A 16,512-nucleotide genomic window follows, 5' to 3' on the forward strand; every position below is an offset into this window, starting at 1 on the left:
GACCCCGAGAGAAGAAAGTGCCTCGTGACCAGGTAGGACAGGGCTTGTCGAGGGCTCTGTTCACCGCGGTCGAGGAGGCACTTTCCGAGTGCAGGCTACAACCACGCGTCCGAGGATCATCGTGACCGCCGATGGGGCCGGGGTGGTGTCACACGTCGGGTCCCGCCTGTTGGCCGATGTTGCGGACCGGACCACGTTGACCGGCGAGTTGTCGCAGGCCATGACCGGGTTGCGGCGGGCGCGGGCCCGGCATGATCCGGGCCGAGTGCTGGTGGACCTCGCGGTCGCGGTCGCCGACGGCGCGACCACGATCTCTGAGATCGACGTGCTGCGCGATCAGCGTGAGTTGTTCGGGGCGGTGGCGTCGGACTCGACGTGCTGGCGGCTGCTCGACCGCCTCGACGACGCCGCACTCAGGGCCGTGGCGGCGGCGGCCAGGGCTCGGGCGCGGGAGGTGGTCTGGGACCAACATGCTGAACGCCACGGGCGGGCGTTCCCACCGGCCACAGTGGCCGGCCGAGACCTCGACGTGCTGGTCATCGACCTGGACGCCTCGATCGTGATCTGCCACAGCGAGAAGGAACAGGCGGCGCCGACGTTCAAGCGGACCTTTGGCTACCACCCGCTGATGGCGTTCTGCGACAACACCGGCGAGTTCCTCGCCGGCATGCTGCGCCGCGGCAACGCCGGCGCGAACACCGCCGCCGACCACATCACCGTCCTCGACCACGCCCTCGCCCAGATCCCGGACCAGCACCGCCACGGCCGCCCGATCCTGGTCCGCGCCGACACCGCCGGCTGCACGAAGGGATTCCTCGCTCACGTCCGCGGCCAGCAGGACAAGCTGATGAGCTGCGAGTTCTCCGTTGGCTGGGCCATCACCGACCGCGAACGCGCCGCCCTCGCGATGGTCCCGCGCAAGGTATGGACCGACGCGGTCGACGCCGACGGCGGCCACCGCGACGGCGCCGGCCTGGCCGAGCTCACCGGGCTACTTCCCGCCACCTCGCTCGAGGGCTACCCCGCAGGAACGCGGGTGATCGTCCGCCGGGAGCGCCCGCACCCGGGCGCGCAGCTGGACCTGATGGAGACCCGCGACGGCTGGCGCTACACCTGCTTCGCCACCGACACCCGCGCCGGACAGTTGGCGTTCCTCGACGCCCGCAACCGCGCCCACGCCCGCGTCGAGGACCGCATCCGCACCGCTAAGGACACCGGGCTCAACCACTTCCCGTCCCGGACGTTCGCCATCAACTCAGCCTGGCTGCACGTCGTGATGCTCGCCGTCGACCTGCTCGCCTGGACCCAGCACCTCGCGCTCGACGGCCACCTCGCGAAGGCCGAACCGAAGACCCTGCGCTACCGACTGCTCCACGTCGCCGCCCGGATCACCCGAGGTCAGCGACGCACCTTCGCCCGGATCCAGCAGTCCTGGCCCTGGGCGACCGACCTCGCCACGGCGTTCACCCGGCTCCACGCCCTGCCCGTCCCCGCAGGCTGAATCCACTCCCGGCCAGCACGAGCGGCGCGGAGCACCCGGCAGAACCGCAGGCCGGACAATCCCGCATGCCCGCGCCCGGAAACCGAAGACGATCAGGGATCTGACGCCAGCCGCCGGTCCTCATGAATCACCGGGGCTAGGAGCCAGTTAGCCCGTAGCTCTCTATGTCCGAGAGACCGTCCGCTTCGAGCGCTCTGTCGCCGGATCCTGAAATCTTCAAGATCCGTTGACACGCTCAGGCTAGATGACACGCGGCCCGCGCGGATGCTGTTGGCCGCATGGTCGGCGAGCGCCGGGTCATCCTCGCGGCACTGGCGGAGATCGTCCACTGGAGCGTGGCAGCGGATCCGGCCGCCGCTAGAAGTAGGCCGAGTCGGGCAGCGGACTGCGTTGCGACCGACCGTCGCCGTGCAGGGGCTGTTTCTTGTCGGTGACGAGCGCCAACATGGAGGCGTGTGCTCTGCGGTCAGCATCATGTGCGACAAGGCTTGGCACAACGATGAGCACTGAAGCGCAACCAGCAGAAGGCGAGATCTGGGCTTACCGCGCTCGAGGCACCGATCCGTTCAGCGCGGTAGCGGTCGTCCGCTACGGCACCAAGAAGCCGCTGCGTGTCCTGGTCCGCTTCATCGCTCCTGAGGACGAAGGTCGCGAGGAGTGGGTGCCACCTGGTCGGCTCAAAGTGCCGTGGCCGGAGCGGCAGGCTTACCTCGACCGTGAGCAACGTTGGCATGCTGTCCGCAGCGACGCCTACCTGCGCGATACGCCGACGGGTTCAGCCATCAGCTTGGTTTGCGACAACCTGCCGGACAGTTGGCTCGACCGATCGCTTCTCCAGCGCGGAATGAACAACGACACCGGTGTGCTGTTCATCAGCGACCTCGACGCCGTTGTCAGCGAACTCGAACTGGACCGCAGCGTGATCGTCGACCACCCCCTGTCCTTCGAGGAGGGCACGCAGTGGATCGTCCCCTGGTCAGTCGGCCAGCACATCGTGCATCGCCTGGCTGAGCGTTTCGCTGAACAGATCTTGGCGGCGGTCGACGCTGAGGAGCGTCGGGCCGAGCAGGAGAACCGCTGGGGCTACTACAGCGGCGGCAGGTACATACCGGCCGAGATCTGCGCTGAGGTCGACGCCGAGTACGCCCCCGCCCGTGCGCTCGCCCGCGAGTGGTGCGGTCAGCCGGCCCGGGAGCGACACGACGAGCTACTTGCCCTCCGTGAAGAGGTGGTCCGACTCGGTCTGCTCGTCGAGGAAGCCGTTACCGCCTTGCGTGCCGCCGGAGCCAAGCAGGCCGCCGCCGCCGTCGAGACCAAGCTCGGAGTGCCAGTCAGTGTCATCCAAGCTCACGCTGAACAGCAGCGTCGTCAGTAGTGATGGCTGCGCTCCGGGCCGTACGGGCTCCAGCCCTTGAGGTACGGCCTCAGATCCTCCGGGCGCGGCGTCCGCTCAGCCGGCATGCGCAGCGGACGCAAGCGTGGATCGATGTCGTCGGCGTAGGCCAGCGCCCAATCCAGCCACGTCTGGCGCGCTGCTGGGTCGGCCTCGAAAGCACTCGGTTCCGCGGCAGCGGCGCAGAAGGCCCGGATGCGCTCGGCCTTGTCCCAGTTGGCCAGCTGGGTCTCGAGCACGACCGCTCGGGCGGCCCGCTGGAACGCCTCACGGGCACGTGACATGGCATCCTGCCAGTCGAGCTGACGCTGCTCGGCTTCACGGCGTTCGTCGGCGTGGCGTTCGTTGGTGGCGTCAAGCCGGTGCAGGATCTCGCGCAGCACCTTGCCGAGCTTGTCTTCCAAGTTCCAGCGCTCGCGTTCAGCCCAACGGTGCCGGTGGCCGCTGAACTTCCAGTCCTGACCGACGTCGAGTACCAGCCGCCCGGTCGGCACTGACACGCCGCGCGGCTGGACGCGTTGCCAGGCGTAGGTCTTCGTTCCGGCGAGCTCCTCCGCGTCCGGCAAGACGTGGGTGTACTGAACGACCTCGTAGAGCATGAGGCCGCAGACGGCGGTGCCGCGGCCGAACTGGAAATCGACGTCCTTGGCATCAGACAGGGCGACTGTGCAGCCGCGGTGTTCGGCCTCACTGAAGAGCGCGTGCAGCAGCCGCAGCGCCCGCGGCAGCGTCGACTCCGAGACGCGCAAAGCCTTGGCGGCGTGCCGGCCGAGCCGTTTGAGCAGCGGGTGCAGTTCGGCGACTTCGTCGGGCACGTAGATTTCGAGCTGGTGCTGGGGCTGGGCTTGTTCCTGCAGTGGATGCCGACCGGCGCGCAGCTCGATGATCAGATCACCACGGTCACGGCCCCGATGGATGAGGTGGTGATCCGTCGGGATGTCGCCGCTGCGCCGGGTGGCGTCGAGCAGCCGGCGCCAGGCCGCCCGTTCGACCGGATCTGGATCGGCGACGACCACCGGCCCGGTTTCCAGCCGGCGCAGCAGCTCAGCGACCGAGGGCGTTGGCGGCACGGGTGTCGCCCCGACCGACTTCGTCACGGCCGCGACGGACGAGCCCGCTGCGCTCGCCGCGGTCAACGACGGGGCGATGCGGCTCGACGGCAGCAGCGGCTCGGGGTAGCGGTCGTGCTCCAGGTAGTACCGGCCGCGCTCAGTGATAAGTGCCTGCCAGCTGCCACTAGCCTTGCTGATGGTCACCAGCTTGCGATCGCGCAGCGCACCGGCGGTGTGCTTGTACTGCTGCGGGTGGTCGTAGACGCCGTCCGGGCAACCGTTGCCGATCCAACTGAGCACTGCCCGCTGACGCTCATTGAGTCGGTCGCTCAGCCGCACCTCAGTGATGGTAGGTAGCTCGACACCGTCGGCAAGGGCGACCCAGGATGAGGTCGGGATGCCAGGCTCCCGTCCCACGAGCCAAGATCGATTCCTGAACACGCCTTGATCGGGGGCCGGCGTCTCTTCACCGGAGGGTTGTTCTCCGGCACCGACGTCGAGCTCAGGTGGAGGCACCCCTCATTGAATTCCTCCTCGAAGGTCCACCTTCTTCGACATCGAGGTCGACTCATGATCGGCCGATAGGGCGGGTTCCACACGCCGCGGCAGCGGTGCCAGCAGCGCGCGAAGGACGAGCCGCTGATGAGCCGTGAGCGGCGGGGCCGTATCGACAAGCGCCCGGACGTGCCGGGCGAGCTCAGTGGCGTCCATTCGGCAACGTTAGGAGAGCAACTCGTCGGGGCGAGCAGCGCAATCCGAGGTTCGCTGGAATGGCCGAACGATCACGGGCCGCTGAAGGCGCGACCGGAGCGCAGCTCGACGTGAACCCGCGGAGTCAGCGGACGTCATGACTTCGGGCAGAGCACCTGTGCGGCTACCGCGCCGGACTGCTTGTCCTCCGCAGAGATGTTCCCTGCCTCCTTTACGGCCGGGTATGCGGCACCGTAGGCCTCGTCCGGGTCGATCCCGGCGATGATCAGGGCGCACATCTGACGCCCTGACAGCTCCGCGTTGTGGCGGCTGACCTCGTCCCAGCCATCGCGGTAGACGTACCCGTACTTCGGGTCAGCCTGGTAGAGCTTCAGCAGCTGATCGAGGTACTGCGGCATGCGGTCCTCGCGGATGATCCGCTGGCCAGGCGCCGCCGTCGGAGCGGGCGCGGCCGAGCAGCCGGCGAGGATGGCAAGCACGACGGCGGACACCGCGGCGGTCAGACGCATAACGGACAGTTCGTCGTCGCAGCCGCCCTGGTTACGCCGCATTTTCGCCCGTGCCGAGAGCACTCCACGGCGGCGGAGACCGCACAGAAGTCGCGGCGACCATGCCGGCAAACGGGTGATGCCGGTTCATTCGCCCACGAAGATCGGGACCGCGCCATAGCGTCCTCCTGACCCGTCGGATCGGCCGACGGTGCCGGATCTTCTCGCCACAGCACCACCCAGCCCGGTGGTGTTCTTCGTGCTGTGCAGGAACCGGTCGGGCATGCGCTGGGGGGACCGTGCGCTACTTCAGACGAAGAGCAGCAGCGGCTGCAGCCGCTACCACCTTCGCCGCCACGGTGGTGATCGCCGCGGGCCCTCAGGTTCCTGCCGAATCACAGCTACCGTACTGGGAGCGCGTCCTGGTGACCGACACCGTGCGGCCAGTCGCGGCCACGACGAGCCTGGCAGTGCCCGCACAGGACCCGGTCGGGATGTGCAGCGCCGGCGAAGGCGGACGCTTCCAGGACTGTGAGAGCGGCACCTACCACTGGGTCATCCGCGAAGGTGGCCGTGGTGCGGAAATCGGATCGGTGGACGCGACGGTGACAGTCCGCGAGACGCTCAACCCCACCAGCACCGAGTGGGATGCGACCGTCGGGGTGAACTTCCTGAGCATGACGGGCGTGGCCGCCTCCGGCACCACCGCGACGATCAACGCGGAGTGCCATGGGGACTGCTCTGCGCCCGCAACGGCACCAGTCGCTGGTCGGCCTGTTCAACAAGGCTCGACGATCGCCGAGCCCGTTCACTTCACGTCCACGCCGCTGATTCATGGTGTCGGCACTGGTCGCCAGACGATCAACATGATCTTGACGAACCCCGCGGCGCCCACAACGATCGGCTCCACGGCCGGCGACCCGCGCACCGAGCTCGGCCCCGTCCGCTGCGACGACACGCTCGTCGACGACAACGATCAGAAACAGCCTGCCGGCTGTGTAACCCTCGCCCTGCCGACGATGGTCTACAGCAAGGCGAGGACCCCCAACATCGCGCGGCACATCGAACTGGCTCAGGGCTCAGGCCTGCCGGGCAAGAGCGCCGCAGCGCCGCTGAGCCGGAACTCCAACCAGACCCTGAAGCGGGCCAATGGGAGCCTCGCCTGCCCGGCGGGCAAGCTGCCCGCGAAGCCCGCCTTCAGCTGCGACGAGTACCCGTTTCGCAGCACCCAGCAAGGGCTCGCCTTTCCCGGGCCGCAACAGCGACGGTCCTTCGACGGCTGCTCGTTCGACGCGGCGTTCGCCTTACCCCGGATGACTGGTCCCGGCGGCGTGAGCGTCTGCATGGTCCCGGCCAAGGAACAGACCTCCCAGGGTGGGACCGTCTCGGGGTTCTACTCGAAGTACCGTCTCCTCGACGGAGACAAGTTCCTCGTGGCCGTGGCGCCGTGACCGTCCAGGTTCGACCATGAAAGGTCACCAAGCATGCATGACGTCGAGCAGCCCTCGGGTGAGCTGGCGCACGGTTCTGACCATGTGGCTGTCGAGTACCACCAGTTCGTCGTCATCGATCCCGCCACCGACGAACGCCCGGACGCCGACGTGGTCAACGGGCTGGTCGGAGTGACCGAGGTCGGCGCGCAGATCGTCTGCGGCATGCAGATGGGCGATGTTGGCTGCGAGGTATCCGTCCGTGCCGAAGCACCAGCGGCACCTACCGCGCTCGATCTCGAGCGCTGGGACGAAATCGTCGACGTCTCTATCCGTTCAGTCTCGGGGAACCTGTACGTGGTCGCGGTCGACGACGAGGCGCCAGACCTTCCCAATCTGTGCGGGAGTGGCCCCGGCGTTTACCGGCTGCGGGTGCACGCCCGCGGCCGGGACACCCATCCGAGCGAAATCGTCGACGAGCTGCCCACCGACGCCGAACCAGCCGAGCAGTACCTGCTCATCACATGGCGTGCCGAGGCCGGGCCAGCCACCGTGCACCAGACCCGCGACCAGTTCGGCAAGGCGTACCGCGACTCGATCGCTGGGTAGCGCGGCGACCCGACAGCAGCCGATAGACCTCATTCACTTCGGGTCGCGCCCCTAACTGTTCGGAATGGACCCGCACTCTGCCGATCAGGCATCCATCATGTATTTATCCACACGCCGGGGAACCGATGGTATTCCGAATCGCGTTACAGTTCCTTTTATGGGATGCAGACTTGAAGGAGTATGCCACTGCCCATGTATCAACCGCTTGGCGGCCGCATCCGGCCAGTAGTGCTTGTAGCTGCCGCGGCGCCGCTGGCGGCGGCAATCACGGCGGCTCGACTTATACCGTATTGGTGGCTCAATATAGATCCGTGGCTTTCGTCGTTCTTCTTGCCGGAATTATTCTACGGATAGTCCGCGGCCGACGGCCTGTCGCCAACTTGGATGCCCGCAAGACAGGCTTCGTTGCCGGACTACTATGCAGCGGCTACTTTTTAGTCTGTGGCGCATTGCCGATCGGGCCCAAGCCAGCGCCCATGGATACTGGAACCATACTGGCGGCAGCATGGTACGTCGTGCCGGCGATATATATATATATATTGCAGCCAACATGATCGCCAGAGGCATTCTGGCATTTGAGGCCGAGTCGACGCACAGTTAGTGCGCCCATTGTGAGCGGAGAGGGCGGTGCTACTCAGGCAGCTGGCATCGGTTTCGCAAGCGATGAATAGTAGAACGTCGTCTGCGGCGTTGGCGCACCAGTCATACATTGGGCTCCGACATGAACGACCGAGTCCATGCCGAAACTTGGTAGGGTGACGCTGACAGAATTCCAGTTGCCACCACTTGCTTGCGCGCTTGTCTTCTGCACCGGCGTTGACGCTAGGTCTTAGCGTTCGTCACACTGACGGTCGGCGGGCCCGGTTTCACCGCGATGGCGCAGGTCGCGCGTCGAGGTCGGGGAATGAAGATTCGACCAGGCTGCGTGTCGACATCTTGGGTGAGGAGTCGATGCTTTCGAGTTGTTCGACGAGGGTCGCGTAGGTACGTTTCGCCGCCCCGGGCCGGTCGAGCCGCCGTTGAAGTGCGATGAGTTTGCGATAGGTCTCCTCTTCGAGGGGGTCGAGTGTGATAGCGAATTCGAGAATGCTGACCGCCTGGTCCGGATCGGTGTCGGCGAAGAGTTGAGCGAGGCTGTCGGCGGTGTCGAGCGCGTGTCGCAGGGCGTCTTTTCGGATCGATGCGATCCATTCGGCGTCGTGTCCGTCCGCGAGAGGACCCGCGTACGTGTTGAGTAGTGCGAGGCCGGCGGTCTCTCGCTCGTGGCGGGTGGTGGCTATGCGGCGTTGATGGATGGCGTCGGTGAATGTTGCGTAGTCGGTGGTGATGAGGTCCGGGTTGAGGCCGTAACGGTTGTCGCTGAGCGAAGTGATCATGTTGACGGTTTCGGCGCTTGTCGCGTCGGCGATGGTTTTGCGGAGCCGGCCGAGGGCGGTGTTGATGGTGTTCGTGGGCCGCGTGGGCGCGGTGTCTCCCCAGATGTCGGTGATGATGGTGTCGCGGCGGTCGCCGGGCAGATGAGTCGCGATGTGCAGCAGTAGCTCCCATTTCCGGGCGCTTAGCGACGCGGAGAGATCGGCTGCGGTCTCGCCTGGCGGCTGCGTCGCGGCGTGGGCGTGGTAGGTCAGGCGCGGCGGGCCGAACAGGGTCAGCCGCAGCGGCGGTGGGCTCGCCGGCGGGATGGTCGTGGTCGGTGGCCGAGTCCGTTTCTGGGACACCGGCGCGGCCGCGTCCGAGTCGTTGCCGGCCGGCTCCGTCCGTGCCGGCGATTCGTCCTCAGCAGTGGGTGCACGGTCGGTGACGGCGCTGTCGGCGATCGGGTCGGTGTTCCGTGTGCCCGGGTCCGGTGTGCTCTCGGGGATCGCGGGTGGTTCGGTGATCGCGGTGGGTGGCGCGAGGTCTCGCAGGGCGGAGCGGACGGCTGGTTGCCCGAGGCGGTAGGCGGTGGTGCCGGCTAGGTGCGCGGTGTTGGGCCCGGTTGCGCGGGTGATGACGGCGGTGGCGTCGAGGGAGAGCTGTGTGCGGGCGGTGGGCCACGCGCCGAGCACGACCACGGCCGGACCGGACGTGGCGGTCGCCTCCTCGGGGGTCGCAGCGCCGTGGACGAGGTGGTCGAGGTCGAAGTGATCGGCATAGGTCGCGGCGGTGGCGGAGCGGATGAGCAGCATCCACGGCCGATCCGGATGCGGATGCTGGTGCCACCAGGTGGCGAGGTTGGGCGTGATGTGCAGCCACGCCGGTGCCGGATGTGCGGCGTAGTCGGCGCCGATCAGGACGGGCGCGTCCTCGGCGGCGATTGCCACGGCGATAGGTGTGACTGCGGGTGCGGTGTCCGGTGCGGTGTCGCTGCTGCCCGTTCCGGTGGGCCTCGTGTTGAGGGCGGTACTGGGTGTGGTGAGCGCGGCGACGAGCAGGGCACGGGCGGTGGCGGTGATGGTGTCGGGGTCGCCGGTGAGGCAGAGGCCGGCGGCGGCGGTGAGGTCGTGGTGATGGACGGGTTGTCCGGGATGCGAGGCGAGCGGGAGCACGACGGCGCCGCTGGTCGGGCGCTGCCGCGGGCGGGTGGGGTCCTCGGGCACACCGTCGCGCGGACCCTGCTGGCCCTGCCGGCGCTGCTGCGGTGGGTACGCCGTCCCGGTGGGCGGGTAAGGCGGGCGGGCCGGGGGTGGACCGGGTTGCCGCGGACCGGGGCGGGGTGGTGTGCCCGGTGGTGGGGTCGCGGGAGGGTAGCGGCGCGGTTCGGGTTGCGGGAACGTGCTCGGGGGTGCGGGCCGCGGGATGACGGGCGGGCCGGGGAGCAGCCGTCGGGCCGGGCGCACGACCGGTGGTAGTCCGCTGTCGAACGCGGCACGGGCGGGAAGCCCGGTGAGGCCGGCGGCGGGGTGGTGGCGGCGGGCGAGCATCAGGGCCGCGAGCGCGACCACGGCTCCACCACCGCCGATTGCGGCCACGGTCGCGACGTCCATGGTGGTCCCTTCCGATGCGTGTGGATCTCCGGTGCCCGGTGGCGGCGCGGGCGGGGGCGTGGGCGGGCGCGGGGGCGAGGCGATCGGCCCGCCTGGCTCGTTATCGCCCGGTGCCGGGTTCTGCCGGTCGGCGCCATCCCCGCTGTCGCTGTCTCCGGGTTCGGGTCCGGGGCTATCGGTTCCGGGATCGGGCGCGGTGGGGCCGGGCAGGGTCGGAGACAGGTCCGGCCACGGCACAGGATCCGGCCCTCTGTCCGGCCCTCTGTCCGGCCCTTGATCCGGGTCGCCGTCCGGGAGCGGGGTTGGTGGTGTGTCCGGCATGGCGAGGGTCCACCCGGGGTGGAGCAGCCACACCCGGTCCAGGCTGGACCCGTCGGTCTGCGGGAGGCCGCGGTTGAGCTCGAAGATTTCGTGCCAACGTCGACTGTCGCCGAGGTACTGCGCGGCCAGTCCGGTCAGGGTGTCGCCACGCTCGACGGTGATCACGTGTCGCTGCACGGTCGCGGCGTGTTCTGCCGAGGTGTGGCCGATGTGCGCGGCGACCGGCGTCGCCACGCTCGCCGTCGCCCCGGCGGCATCGGTGGTGGCTGCGATGGTCGCGGTGGCTTCGTGCGGGCCACGGAGTCCGGGTGTGGTCGGTGTCGAGTGGCGGCGCGGAGGGGCCACGGCGGACCCGGCTGTGCTCGTGGGTGTGGGGGTGTCGGGGTCGCGGAGGAGTCGGGTGGTGTCGGGCAGGGCGTTGCGGGCGGTGGTGAGCGCGGCGACGGTGTCGCGGCTGACGGTGTCGACTTGGTCGCGGGCGCGGTCGAAGAGCGCGAAGGCGGATGCGGTGCTGGCTATGTTGGCGGGTCCGTCGGCGCTGTCGGCGGGTTTGGCGTCGGCGTAGAGGGCGGCCGCTTCGCGGGCTTGACGGTGGGCCCAGTCGATCAGGTCGGCGTGGCGGTCGAGCGCGGCGGCGGCGAGGCCCGCGGACGTCGCGGCGGCGTTGAATCGGCCGGCCTGGTCGTGCGCGGCCATGCGGGCGGCGTCGGCGCCGTCACCGGCCCATCCGGCCCATCTGTCGCCGCCGGGGGCGTGCTCGGTCAGGGTGGATGCGCCTTCGGTGAGGGTGGCGGCGTCGACTCGCAGATCGTGGACCAGCTCGCGCAGCGGGGCGGCGTCAGCGGGGATGAGTTGGCCGGGTTGCGCAGTGTCGGCAAGCCCGAGCCCAGACGAGTGCCCTTCCCTTCCCGCATCCCCCGCGGTGGGGGGTGAAAGGGGCGAGTCGTCCGGGGTACGGCCGGGTGCGGTCCCGGTGCTGTGATCGGTCATCCGCTAAGCGCTGCCGTGATGACGCCTGGGACGTACCCGCCACCGCTGCCGGCCCCGGCTCGGCCGTCGGGCTCGACGCTGGCGGTGTCGACGCTGGGGGTGTCGACGCTGGGGGTGTCGCCGCTGGCTTCGTCGCCGGTGCCGGTGATCGTCGCGGTCGCGGCTCGGGGCGTCGTGGTGGTGAAGCGGGCGGTGGCGTCGCGGAGGTCGGCGAGCTGTCGGGCTTCGCCGTCGCGGTAGATGTGGGCGGCCTCGTGCAGGGCCGCGGTGTAGGCGGTGTGATCGGCTGCCAGCGCGGCGATGCTGCGGCGGTATGCGCTCAGGTAGGCCTCGATCGCCTCGCCCACCGCGCGGTTACCGGCCGCCTGGGCAGCCGCGAGCGCGTGTGATGCGCGAGTGGCGCGCCATTGCATCTGCTCCCCGGCGTCGGCCAACGTTCGCGCCCCACGCTCGATCGCGTCAGGATCAACCACCAGCATGTCGGCCGCGGAGGTCCCGGCGCCGGTGCGTTGGGCAGGGACGGTGCCCGACGTTCGGCCAGCGTCGGCGTCGGAGTCGGCGTCCGCGTCGGGGGCGAAGGCGGGATCGTGTGCCGTGCGGTCAGATGGCATAGCGAGTCTCCTCAGTGGCGCGGCCGAGCGTCGATGTGTGGCTGTGGACGTCCTCAGTGCTGGTTCGAGTGCTGACTGGAGCTGGCTGGAGCACGGGTAGGGGTGCGGGCAGGGGAAGGTGGTTGACCATGGAACTCCGGTCGTGATCGCCTCGTGGTCGTTTCGGATCACCCCGCCCGTCCGGCGTAACGAGGGCTACAGCGGGTTCACCCTTTTGACCTATCACCGCGGGTTACGTAGCTGACTGGTCGGTCGGGAGGCGGCAAGGAAGTCGTCCCCGGGGTAGCGGTAGGGCGCCAAGCGCACGGTTTGGCCGCGATCGGGGGCGTGGACCATCTGGCCGCCGCCGACGTAGATGCCGACGTGATGCACGCGGGCCGGGGTGCCGTAGAAGATCAAGTCCCCGGGTTGCAGTGGATCGCTCGCGGCGATAAGGGGGCCGGTGTCGTACTGGGTCTGCGCGGTCCGTGGCAAGGTGACCCCGCCTGTAGCCCAGGCGGCGACGGTCAGGCCGGAGCAGTCGAACCCGCCGCCGTCGGCCGGGCCGTCACCACCCCACACATAGGGCTGTCCGATCGCGGCATGCGCGAACGCCACAGCCCGCGCAGCACCGGAGTCGAGCCGCCCGTTGGGCGTGCCGGGCGGGAGGCAGGTGGCGCCGCCGACCGCGGCCGCGATGGCGCGGGCGGCGGGTTCGTGGCGGGCGTAGGCGTTCGGGAACGCCGAGCGTTGCACCGCTTGCGCGGCGTCGCTGAGGCTGAGCTGCTCCCACCCGCGTACCGCGAGCAATGCCCGGTAGAACGAGGTTGCCGCGTGCGCGGGATCGGTGACCTCTGCGCGGGTACCCCAGCCCTGGGAGGGGCGTTGCTGGAACAGGCCGAGGGAGTCGCGGTCGCCGTAGTTCAGGTTCCGCAGCCCCGATTCCTGCAGCGCGGTGGCGATCGCGATCACCTGCCCACGCACCGGCACCGCCAACTGCTTCCCCACCGCAACAATCACCGCAGCGTTGCTCAGTTGCTCGGCGGTGTAGCCGTCCATCCCACCCGCGGCAGGCCCGGCACGCGTGCCACCAGCTAGGCCACCGGCCGGGCCGGCGACCAGGCAGCCGCCGGTGCCGGTGGTGGGGTCGCCGCCGATCATCTGCCCGACGACCGCGGCGACGGTCACGACCAGCACCACCACCAGCGCCAGCGCCACCACGGCGACGAGCAGCGGCGCTTTCATGGTGTCACCATCGGAAGCTCCACCGTGTCCGCGTCCATCCCGGCGGCGTCCATCCCGGCGGCGTCCCAGGGCCTACCGGCGTGGTGGCCAGCTTCGTGCCGGGCGACGTGCCAGTCGTTGCGACGGGCGGCGCGCTGCTGGGTGTGCTGGTCGGTGAGGTCGACATAGCCGGCGTCGTCGGGGACGGTCTCGCGCGGGTCGGAGGTGATGACCTCGTACTCCCGCCCGGACGCGGTGACCTGCAGGGCGACCCGATGCGAGCCGGCGATCAGCAGGCCCTGGCCTTGCTCGGCGCGCAGCAGGAACTCCCGCTCGCCACCGGACAGGCCGAACATGGCGGCCACCTCGTCGATGGCCTGGGTGGATTGACGCAGCAAGATCTGGGTGGCGGCGTTGGTGATGACCGCCCGCCCCAGCTCGCTGGCCAGCACGTCGGGGGCGTCCTGGGTGGCCACGGTGAGGCCGGCCCAGCGCTTGCGGGCGGTGCGGGCGAGTCGGGCCAGGAACCGGGCTCCGGCCGGGGACTGCAACAGCGTCCATGCCTCGTCGACCACGACCAGCCGGGGCCGCACCGCCGACGGGTCCGACACCTGCCGCCAGATCGTCTCCAACGTCAACAGCGTGGCCACCGCGCGCAGCTCGTCCGGCACCGCGCGCAGCGACACCGTGACCAGGTGCTGCCCCTCAGGCGGTGTGGTCGTCGGCCCAGCGAACAGACCGGCATAGGCGCCGCTGGTGAACGGCGCGAGCCGCTCCGCCAGCTCCGGTCCAGCGGCACCGATGGTCGCGAGGGTGGCGGCGAGGTCGGCCAGCAGCGGCGCCGGGCGACCCCAGGTGCGCGGGTCGTGCTCGTCGATCCCGGCACGGGAGTAGGAGGCGCGGATCCCGGCGTCGAGCACGGCGCGTTCGGTCGACGTAGGTTCCCCGAGCAGCACCCCGACCACGGTGTGCACGAACAACGCGGCGCGCACGAGGGCGTCGCCGGGGGCGCGGCGGTGCCCGTCCGGGCCGACCACCGTGGGCAGGTCGAGCGGGTTGAGGTAGACCCCGGGGTCGCCGAGGCGGATCACGGTGCCGCCGACCGCATCCGCGAGTGGGGTGTACTCCTGCTCCGGGTCGATGATCCACGCCTGCACCCCCCGATACAGCGACCGCAACACCTCGGCCTTGACCAGGAAGCTCTTCCCGGCGCCGCTGCGGCCGATGATGACCGCGTTGTGGTTCTCCGCGGCGAACCGGTCCCAGATCACCGGCCCGGAAGATTGGAGATTCAGCCCCAGCATCACCCCGTCCGGGGCGGCAGTCTCGGCCGGGTTCGCGCTGGGCAGGTCCGGGGAGGTGAACGGGAACGCCGCGGCGATGGCGTCGGTGTCCATGATGCGGTGCACCCGCAGGGCATCGATCCCGACCGGCAAACAGGTGGTCCACCCGGCGAGCTGCCGATACGACGCCGGCCGCGCGTCCAGCAGGAGTGAGGACACCAGCGGCCGGACCGCGGCCACCTCGTCGGCCAGCGCGCGCTCGTCGGGGGCATAGACGGCCAGGGTGAGACCGACCCGGAACAGGTGCGCCTCACCCCGGGCAACCCGCGACGCGAGTTCGTGCGCGTCCTCCACCGCGGCCTCCACGTGCGGGTCCGGGAGCCGGCCGTGGTCATCGTCGTGGCGGCGCCCGGACTCGAGTCGGGCCAACTGCCGCCGCAACCGCGTCGCGGCGGTGGCGGAGTCGATCGGCTCCACATGCATCGACACGTCGAGCCGGCCCGGGTAGGTCAGCAGCGGTTCCAGCCAGCCGGGCGCGACCTCGGCCGGGTAGCCGGTCACCGCGAACACGGCGACGTGCTCGCCGTCGATCACCAGATGCCGGGCACCCATCTCGATCAAGTCCGGCGAGAACTCCGCCGCGCGATCGACCTCCTCCGCGGTATCGGTGACGGAATCTGCGATGGTGTCGGTGGCGATGGCTTCGGCGATGACCTGCGACATCCGGGGCAACGGCTGACCGCGGCGGCCACGGCGGCGCGGGCTCATTCCGCCCACGCCCCGCCGGTAGTGATCGCGAGTGGCCCGGCCGTATCGGAGCAGCCGGGAAGACCGTCGGGGATGGTGCCGGGGTGACACGCCGCGGACAGCACCGCCCGCGCACCGGCGTCGTCCAGCGGCGCCACCACGATCCCGGCCGCTGCGAGGAGGTCCCGCGCTTCGGCGATGCGGCGCAGCAACCGAGTCTCCGTCGCAGCCTCCGCCCGCGTCCGCGCCGGATCCACCGCGTCGCCAGTGTTCGGCTCGCCGTGCCCGGGCCGGATCCGGTGCCGGATGCGGGCGAGCAGACCGCGGCCCGTGGCGGGGGGTGCCGGGTGGTCGGGGTGGGATTCGCGGACCACCAGGAGGACCTGGCGGCGCAGCAGGTCGTGCTCGCGGGTCAGGTCGGCCAGGTGGGCGGCGTGGTCGAGCGCGGCGGCGGCCAACGCCGGATGCGGCAGCGTCGCGGCGGCGTCGTGCAAGGCGTCGATCTGGCCGCCCAGCTCGACCCGGACCGCGCGCACCAGGATCTGCACCGGCGCGGTCGCGGCGTTGAGGAACCCGCCGAACACCGCACACAACACCGTCTGTTCGCGCGGGGTGCGCAACGCGAACGCCACCGTCGAGCAGACCGCGACCGCGGCCAGCCCCTGCGCGCCCAGATCGATGACACCGACCTCGCTCCCGCGCCCGACGGGCGGGCGAACGTGGCGGGCCGGTGGTGGCGGGCGGTGGGTCGGCACCCGCACCGCACCACCCACCGACCCCCCGGTCCGGGATGTCCCGGACAGGAGTGGGGCCGGTGTCGTCGCCGCGGTCAGCCACCCCGGCACCCCCACCGCGCCGTCACCATCCGGCGACGCACCCGGCGCCGCACTCGGCGACACGGGAGCCTGAGTGTGGTGGCGGGGTGGGCGGGTGGTGACGACGTAGCGAGCGGCGGCCACAACGAGCCGGTCCATGCTGATGCCGTCGCGGCGCCCGAGCGCCACCACGGCGACGACCGCCGCGACCGGGGCCGCGGCGATCAGCAACACCATCACCGGCACCACCGCGCGCAGCGCCAACCACAGCAGGTACAACACAACCGCCGCACTGCCCAGGATCGCGACCTGCCGGGCGGTCAGCCGCCCCAAGATCCGGTCTTCCATGTCGACGTCGGCGGGTATCCGCACGCTGCGCAACACCTCAGCCC

12 protein-coding genes are annotated in these 16,512 nt (G+C 70.1%); 4 read left to right on the forward strand and 8 right to left on the reverse strand.

The window, feature by feature from the left end:
• Positions 1 to 88 precede the first annotated feature (88 nt).
• Both ACQEVB_RS40745 and ACQEVB_RS40750 read left to right on the forward strand, forming a co-directional pair.
• Entirely contained in the window at positions 89 to 1,501 is a 1,413-nt protein-coding gene (locus ACQEVB_RS40745; RefSeq protein WP_432985328.1) for an IS1380 family transposase, read from the forward strand.
• 499 nt (positions 1,502 to 2,000) lie between these two features.
• Entirely contained in the window at positions 2,001 to 2,876 is an 876-nt protein-coding gene (locus ACQEVB_RS40750) for a hypothetical protein (RefSeq protein ID WP_432985331.1), read from the forward strand.
• Here the strand turns inward: ACQEVB_RS40750 and ACQEVB_RS40755 are convergent.
• From ACQEVB_RS40755 to ACQEVB_RS40765, 3 genes are all read right to left on the reverse strand, one after another.
• On the reverse strand, positions 2,870 to 4,285 hold the full coding sequence (locus ACQEVB_RS40755) for a hypothetical protein (protein WP_432985334.1): 1,416 nt from the start codon (positions 4,283 to 4,285) through the stop codon (positions 2,870 to 2,872). The two genes, ACQEVB_RS40750 and ACQEVB_RS40755, sit on opposite strands and share 7 nt — an antisense overlap.
• 180 nt (positions 4,286 to 4,465) lie before the next feature.
• Complete coding sequence (locus ACQEVB_RS40760) at positions 4,466 to 4,657, reverse strand: hypothetical protein (protein WP_432985337.1); 192 nt, start codon at positions 4,655 to 4,657, stop codon at positions 4,466 to 4,468.
• A gap of 134 nt (positions 4,658 to 4,791) precedes the next feature.
• The gene (locus ACQEVB_RS40765; protein ID WP_432985340.1) at positions 4,792 to 5,166 is read right to left on the reverse strand and encodes a hypothetical protein; all 375 of its coding nucleotides are present in this window, start codon (positions 5,164 to 5,166) and stop codon (positions 4,792 to 4,794) included.
• A 404-nt stretch (positions 5,167 to 5,570) separates the two neighbouring features.
• Between ACQEVB_RS40765 and ACQEVB_RS40770 the strand changes: the two genes are divergently transcribed.
• Both ACQEVB_RS40770 and ACQEVB_RS40775 read left to right on the forward strand, forming a co-directional pair.
• A complete protein-coding gene (locus ACQEVB_RS40770; RefSeq protein ID WP_432985343.1) occupies positions 5,571 to 6,596 on the forward strand; it encodes a NucA/NucB deoxyribonuclease domain-containing protein in 1,026 nt (341 codons plus the stop codon).
• 33 nt (positions 6,597 to 6,629) lie between these two features.
• Entirely contained in the window at positions 6,630 to 7,184 is a 555-nt protein-coding gene (locus tag ACQEVB_RS40775) for a hypothetical protein (protein WP_432985346.1), read from the forward strand.
• An 866-nt stretch (positions 7,185 to 8,050) separates the two neighbouring features.
• Here ACQEVB_RS40775 and ACQEVB_RS40780 read toward each other — a convergent pair.
• The 5 genes from ACQEVB_RS40780 to ACQEVB_RS40800 form a co-directional block, all read right to left on the reverse strand.
• Positions 8,051 to 11,461: a putative T7SS-secreted protein gene (locus ACQEVB_RS40780; RefSeq protein ID WP_432985349.1), complete on the reverse strand. Its 3,411-nt coding sequence runs from the start codon at positions 11,459 to 11,461 to the stop codon at positions 8,051 to 8,053.
• The gene (locus ACQEVB_RS40785) at positions 11,458 to 11,940 is read right to left on the reverse strand and encodes a hypothetical protein (protein ID WP_432985351.1); all 483 of its coding nucleotides are present in this window, start codon (positions 11,938 to 11,940) and stop codon (positions 11,458 to 11,460) included. The genes ACQEVB_RS40780 and ACQEVB_RS40785 overlap by 4 nt, the downstream gene beginning before the upstream one ends.
• Positions 11,941 to 12,294: 354 nt before the next feature.
• Entirely contained in the window at positions 12,295 to 13,296 is a 1,002-nt protein-coding gene (locus tag ACQEVB_RS40790) for a C40 family peptidase (RefSeq protein ID WP_432985354.1), read from the reverse strand.
• Complete coding sequence (locus ACQEVB_RS40795) at positions 13,293 to 15,170, reverse strand: VirB4 family type IV secretion system protein (RefSeq protein ID WP_432985518.1); 1,878 nt, start codon at positions 15,168 to 15,170, stop codon at positions 13,293 to 13,295. Before ACQEVB_RS40795 ends, ACQEVB_RS40790 begins: the two co-directional genes overlap by 4 nt.
• 152 nt (positions 15,171 to 15,322) lie before the next feature.
• Entirely contained in the window at positions 15,323 to 16,492 is a 1,170-nt protein-coding gene (locus tag ACQEVB_RS40800; protein WP_432985357.1) for a PrgI family protein, read from the reverse strand.
• Positions 16,493 to 16,512: the final 20 nt, after the last annotated feature.

Origin of the sequence: Pseudonocardia sp. CA-107938, from assembly GCF_050936315.1 — a bacterium.
Classification (GTDB): domain Bacteria; phylum Actinomycetota; class Actinomycetes; order Mycobacteriales; family Pseudonocardiaceae; genus Pseudonocardia.

Bases quoted from the DNA above. Each gene is read 5' to 3' on its own strand.
- ACQEVB_RS40750 (WP_432985331.1), top strand. From the start codon at position 2,001: ATGAGCACTGAAGCGCAACCAGCAGAAGGCGAGATCTGGGCTTACCGC.
- ACQEVB_RS40785 (WP_432985351.1), bottom strand. From the start codon at position 11,940: ATGCTGGTGGTTGATCCTGACGCGATCGAGCGTGGGGCGCGAACGTTG.
- ACQEVB_RS40775 (WP_432985346.1), top strand. From the start codon at position 6,630: ATGCATGACGTCGAGCAGCCCTCGGGTGAGCTGGCGCACGGTTCTGAC.
- ACQEVB_RS40760 (WP_432985337.1), bottom strand. From the start codon at position 4,657: ATGGACGCCACTGAGCTCGCCCGGCACGTCCGGGCGCTTGTCGATACG.
- ACQEVB_RS40795 (WP_432985518.1), bottom strand. From the start codon at position 15,170: ATGGGTGCCCGGCATCTGGTGATCGACGGCGAGCACGTCGCCGTGTTC.
- ACQEVB_RS40780 (WP_432985349.1), bottom strand. From the start codon at position 11,461: ATGACCGATCACAGCACCGGGACCGCACCCGGCCGTACCCCGGACGAC.
- ACQEVB_RS40765 (WP_432985340.1), bottom strand. From the start codon at position 5,166: ATGCGTCTGACCGCCGCGGTGTCCGCCGTCGTGCTTGCCATCCTCGCC.
- ACQEVB_RS40790 (WP_432985354.1), bottom strand. From the start codon at position 13,296: ATGAAAGCGCCGCTGCTCGTCGCCGTGGTGGCGCTGGCGCTGGTGGTG.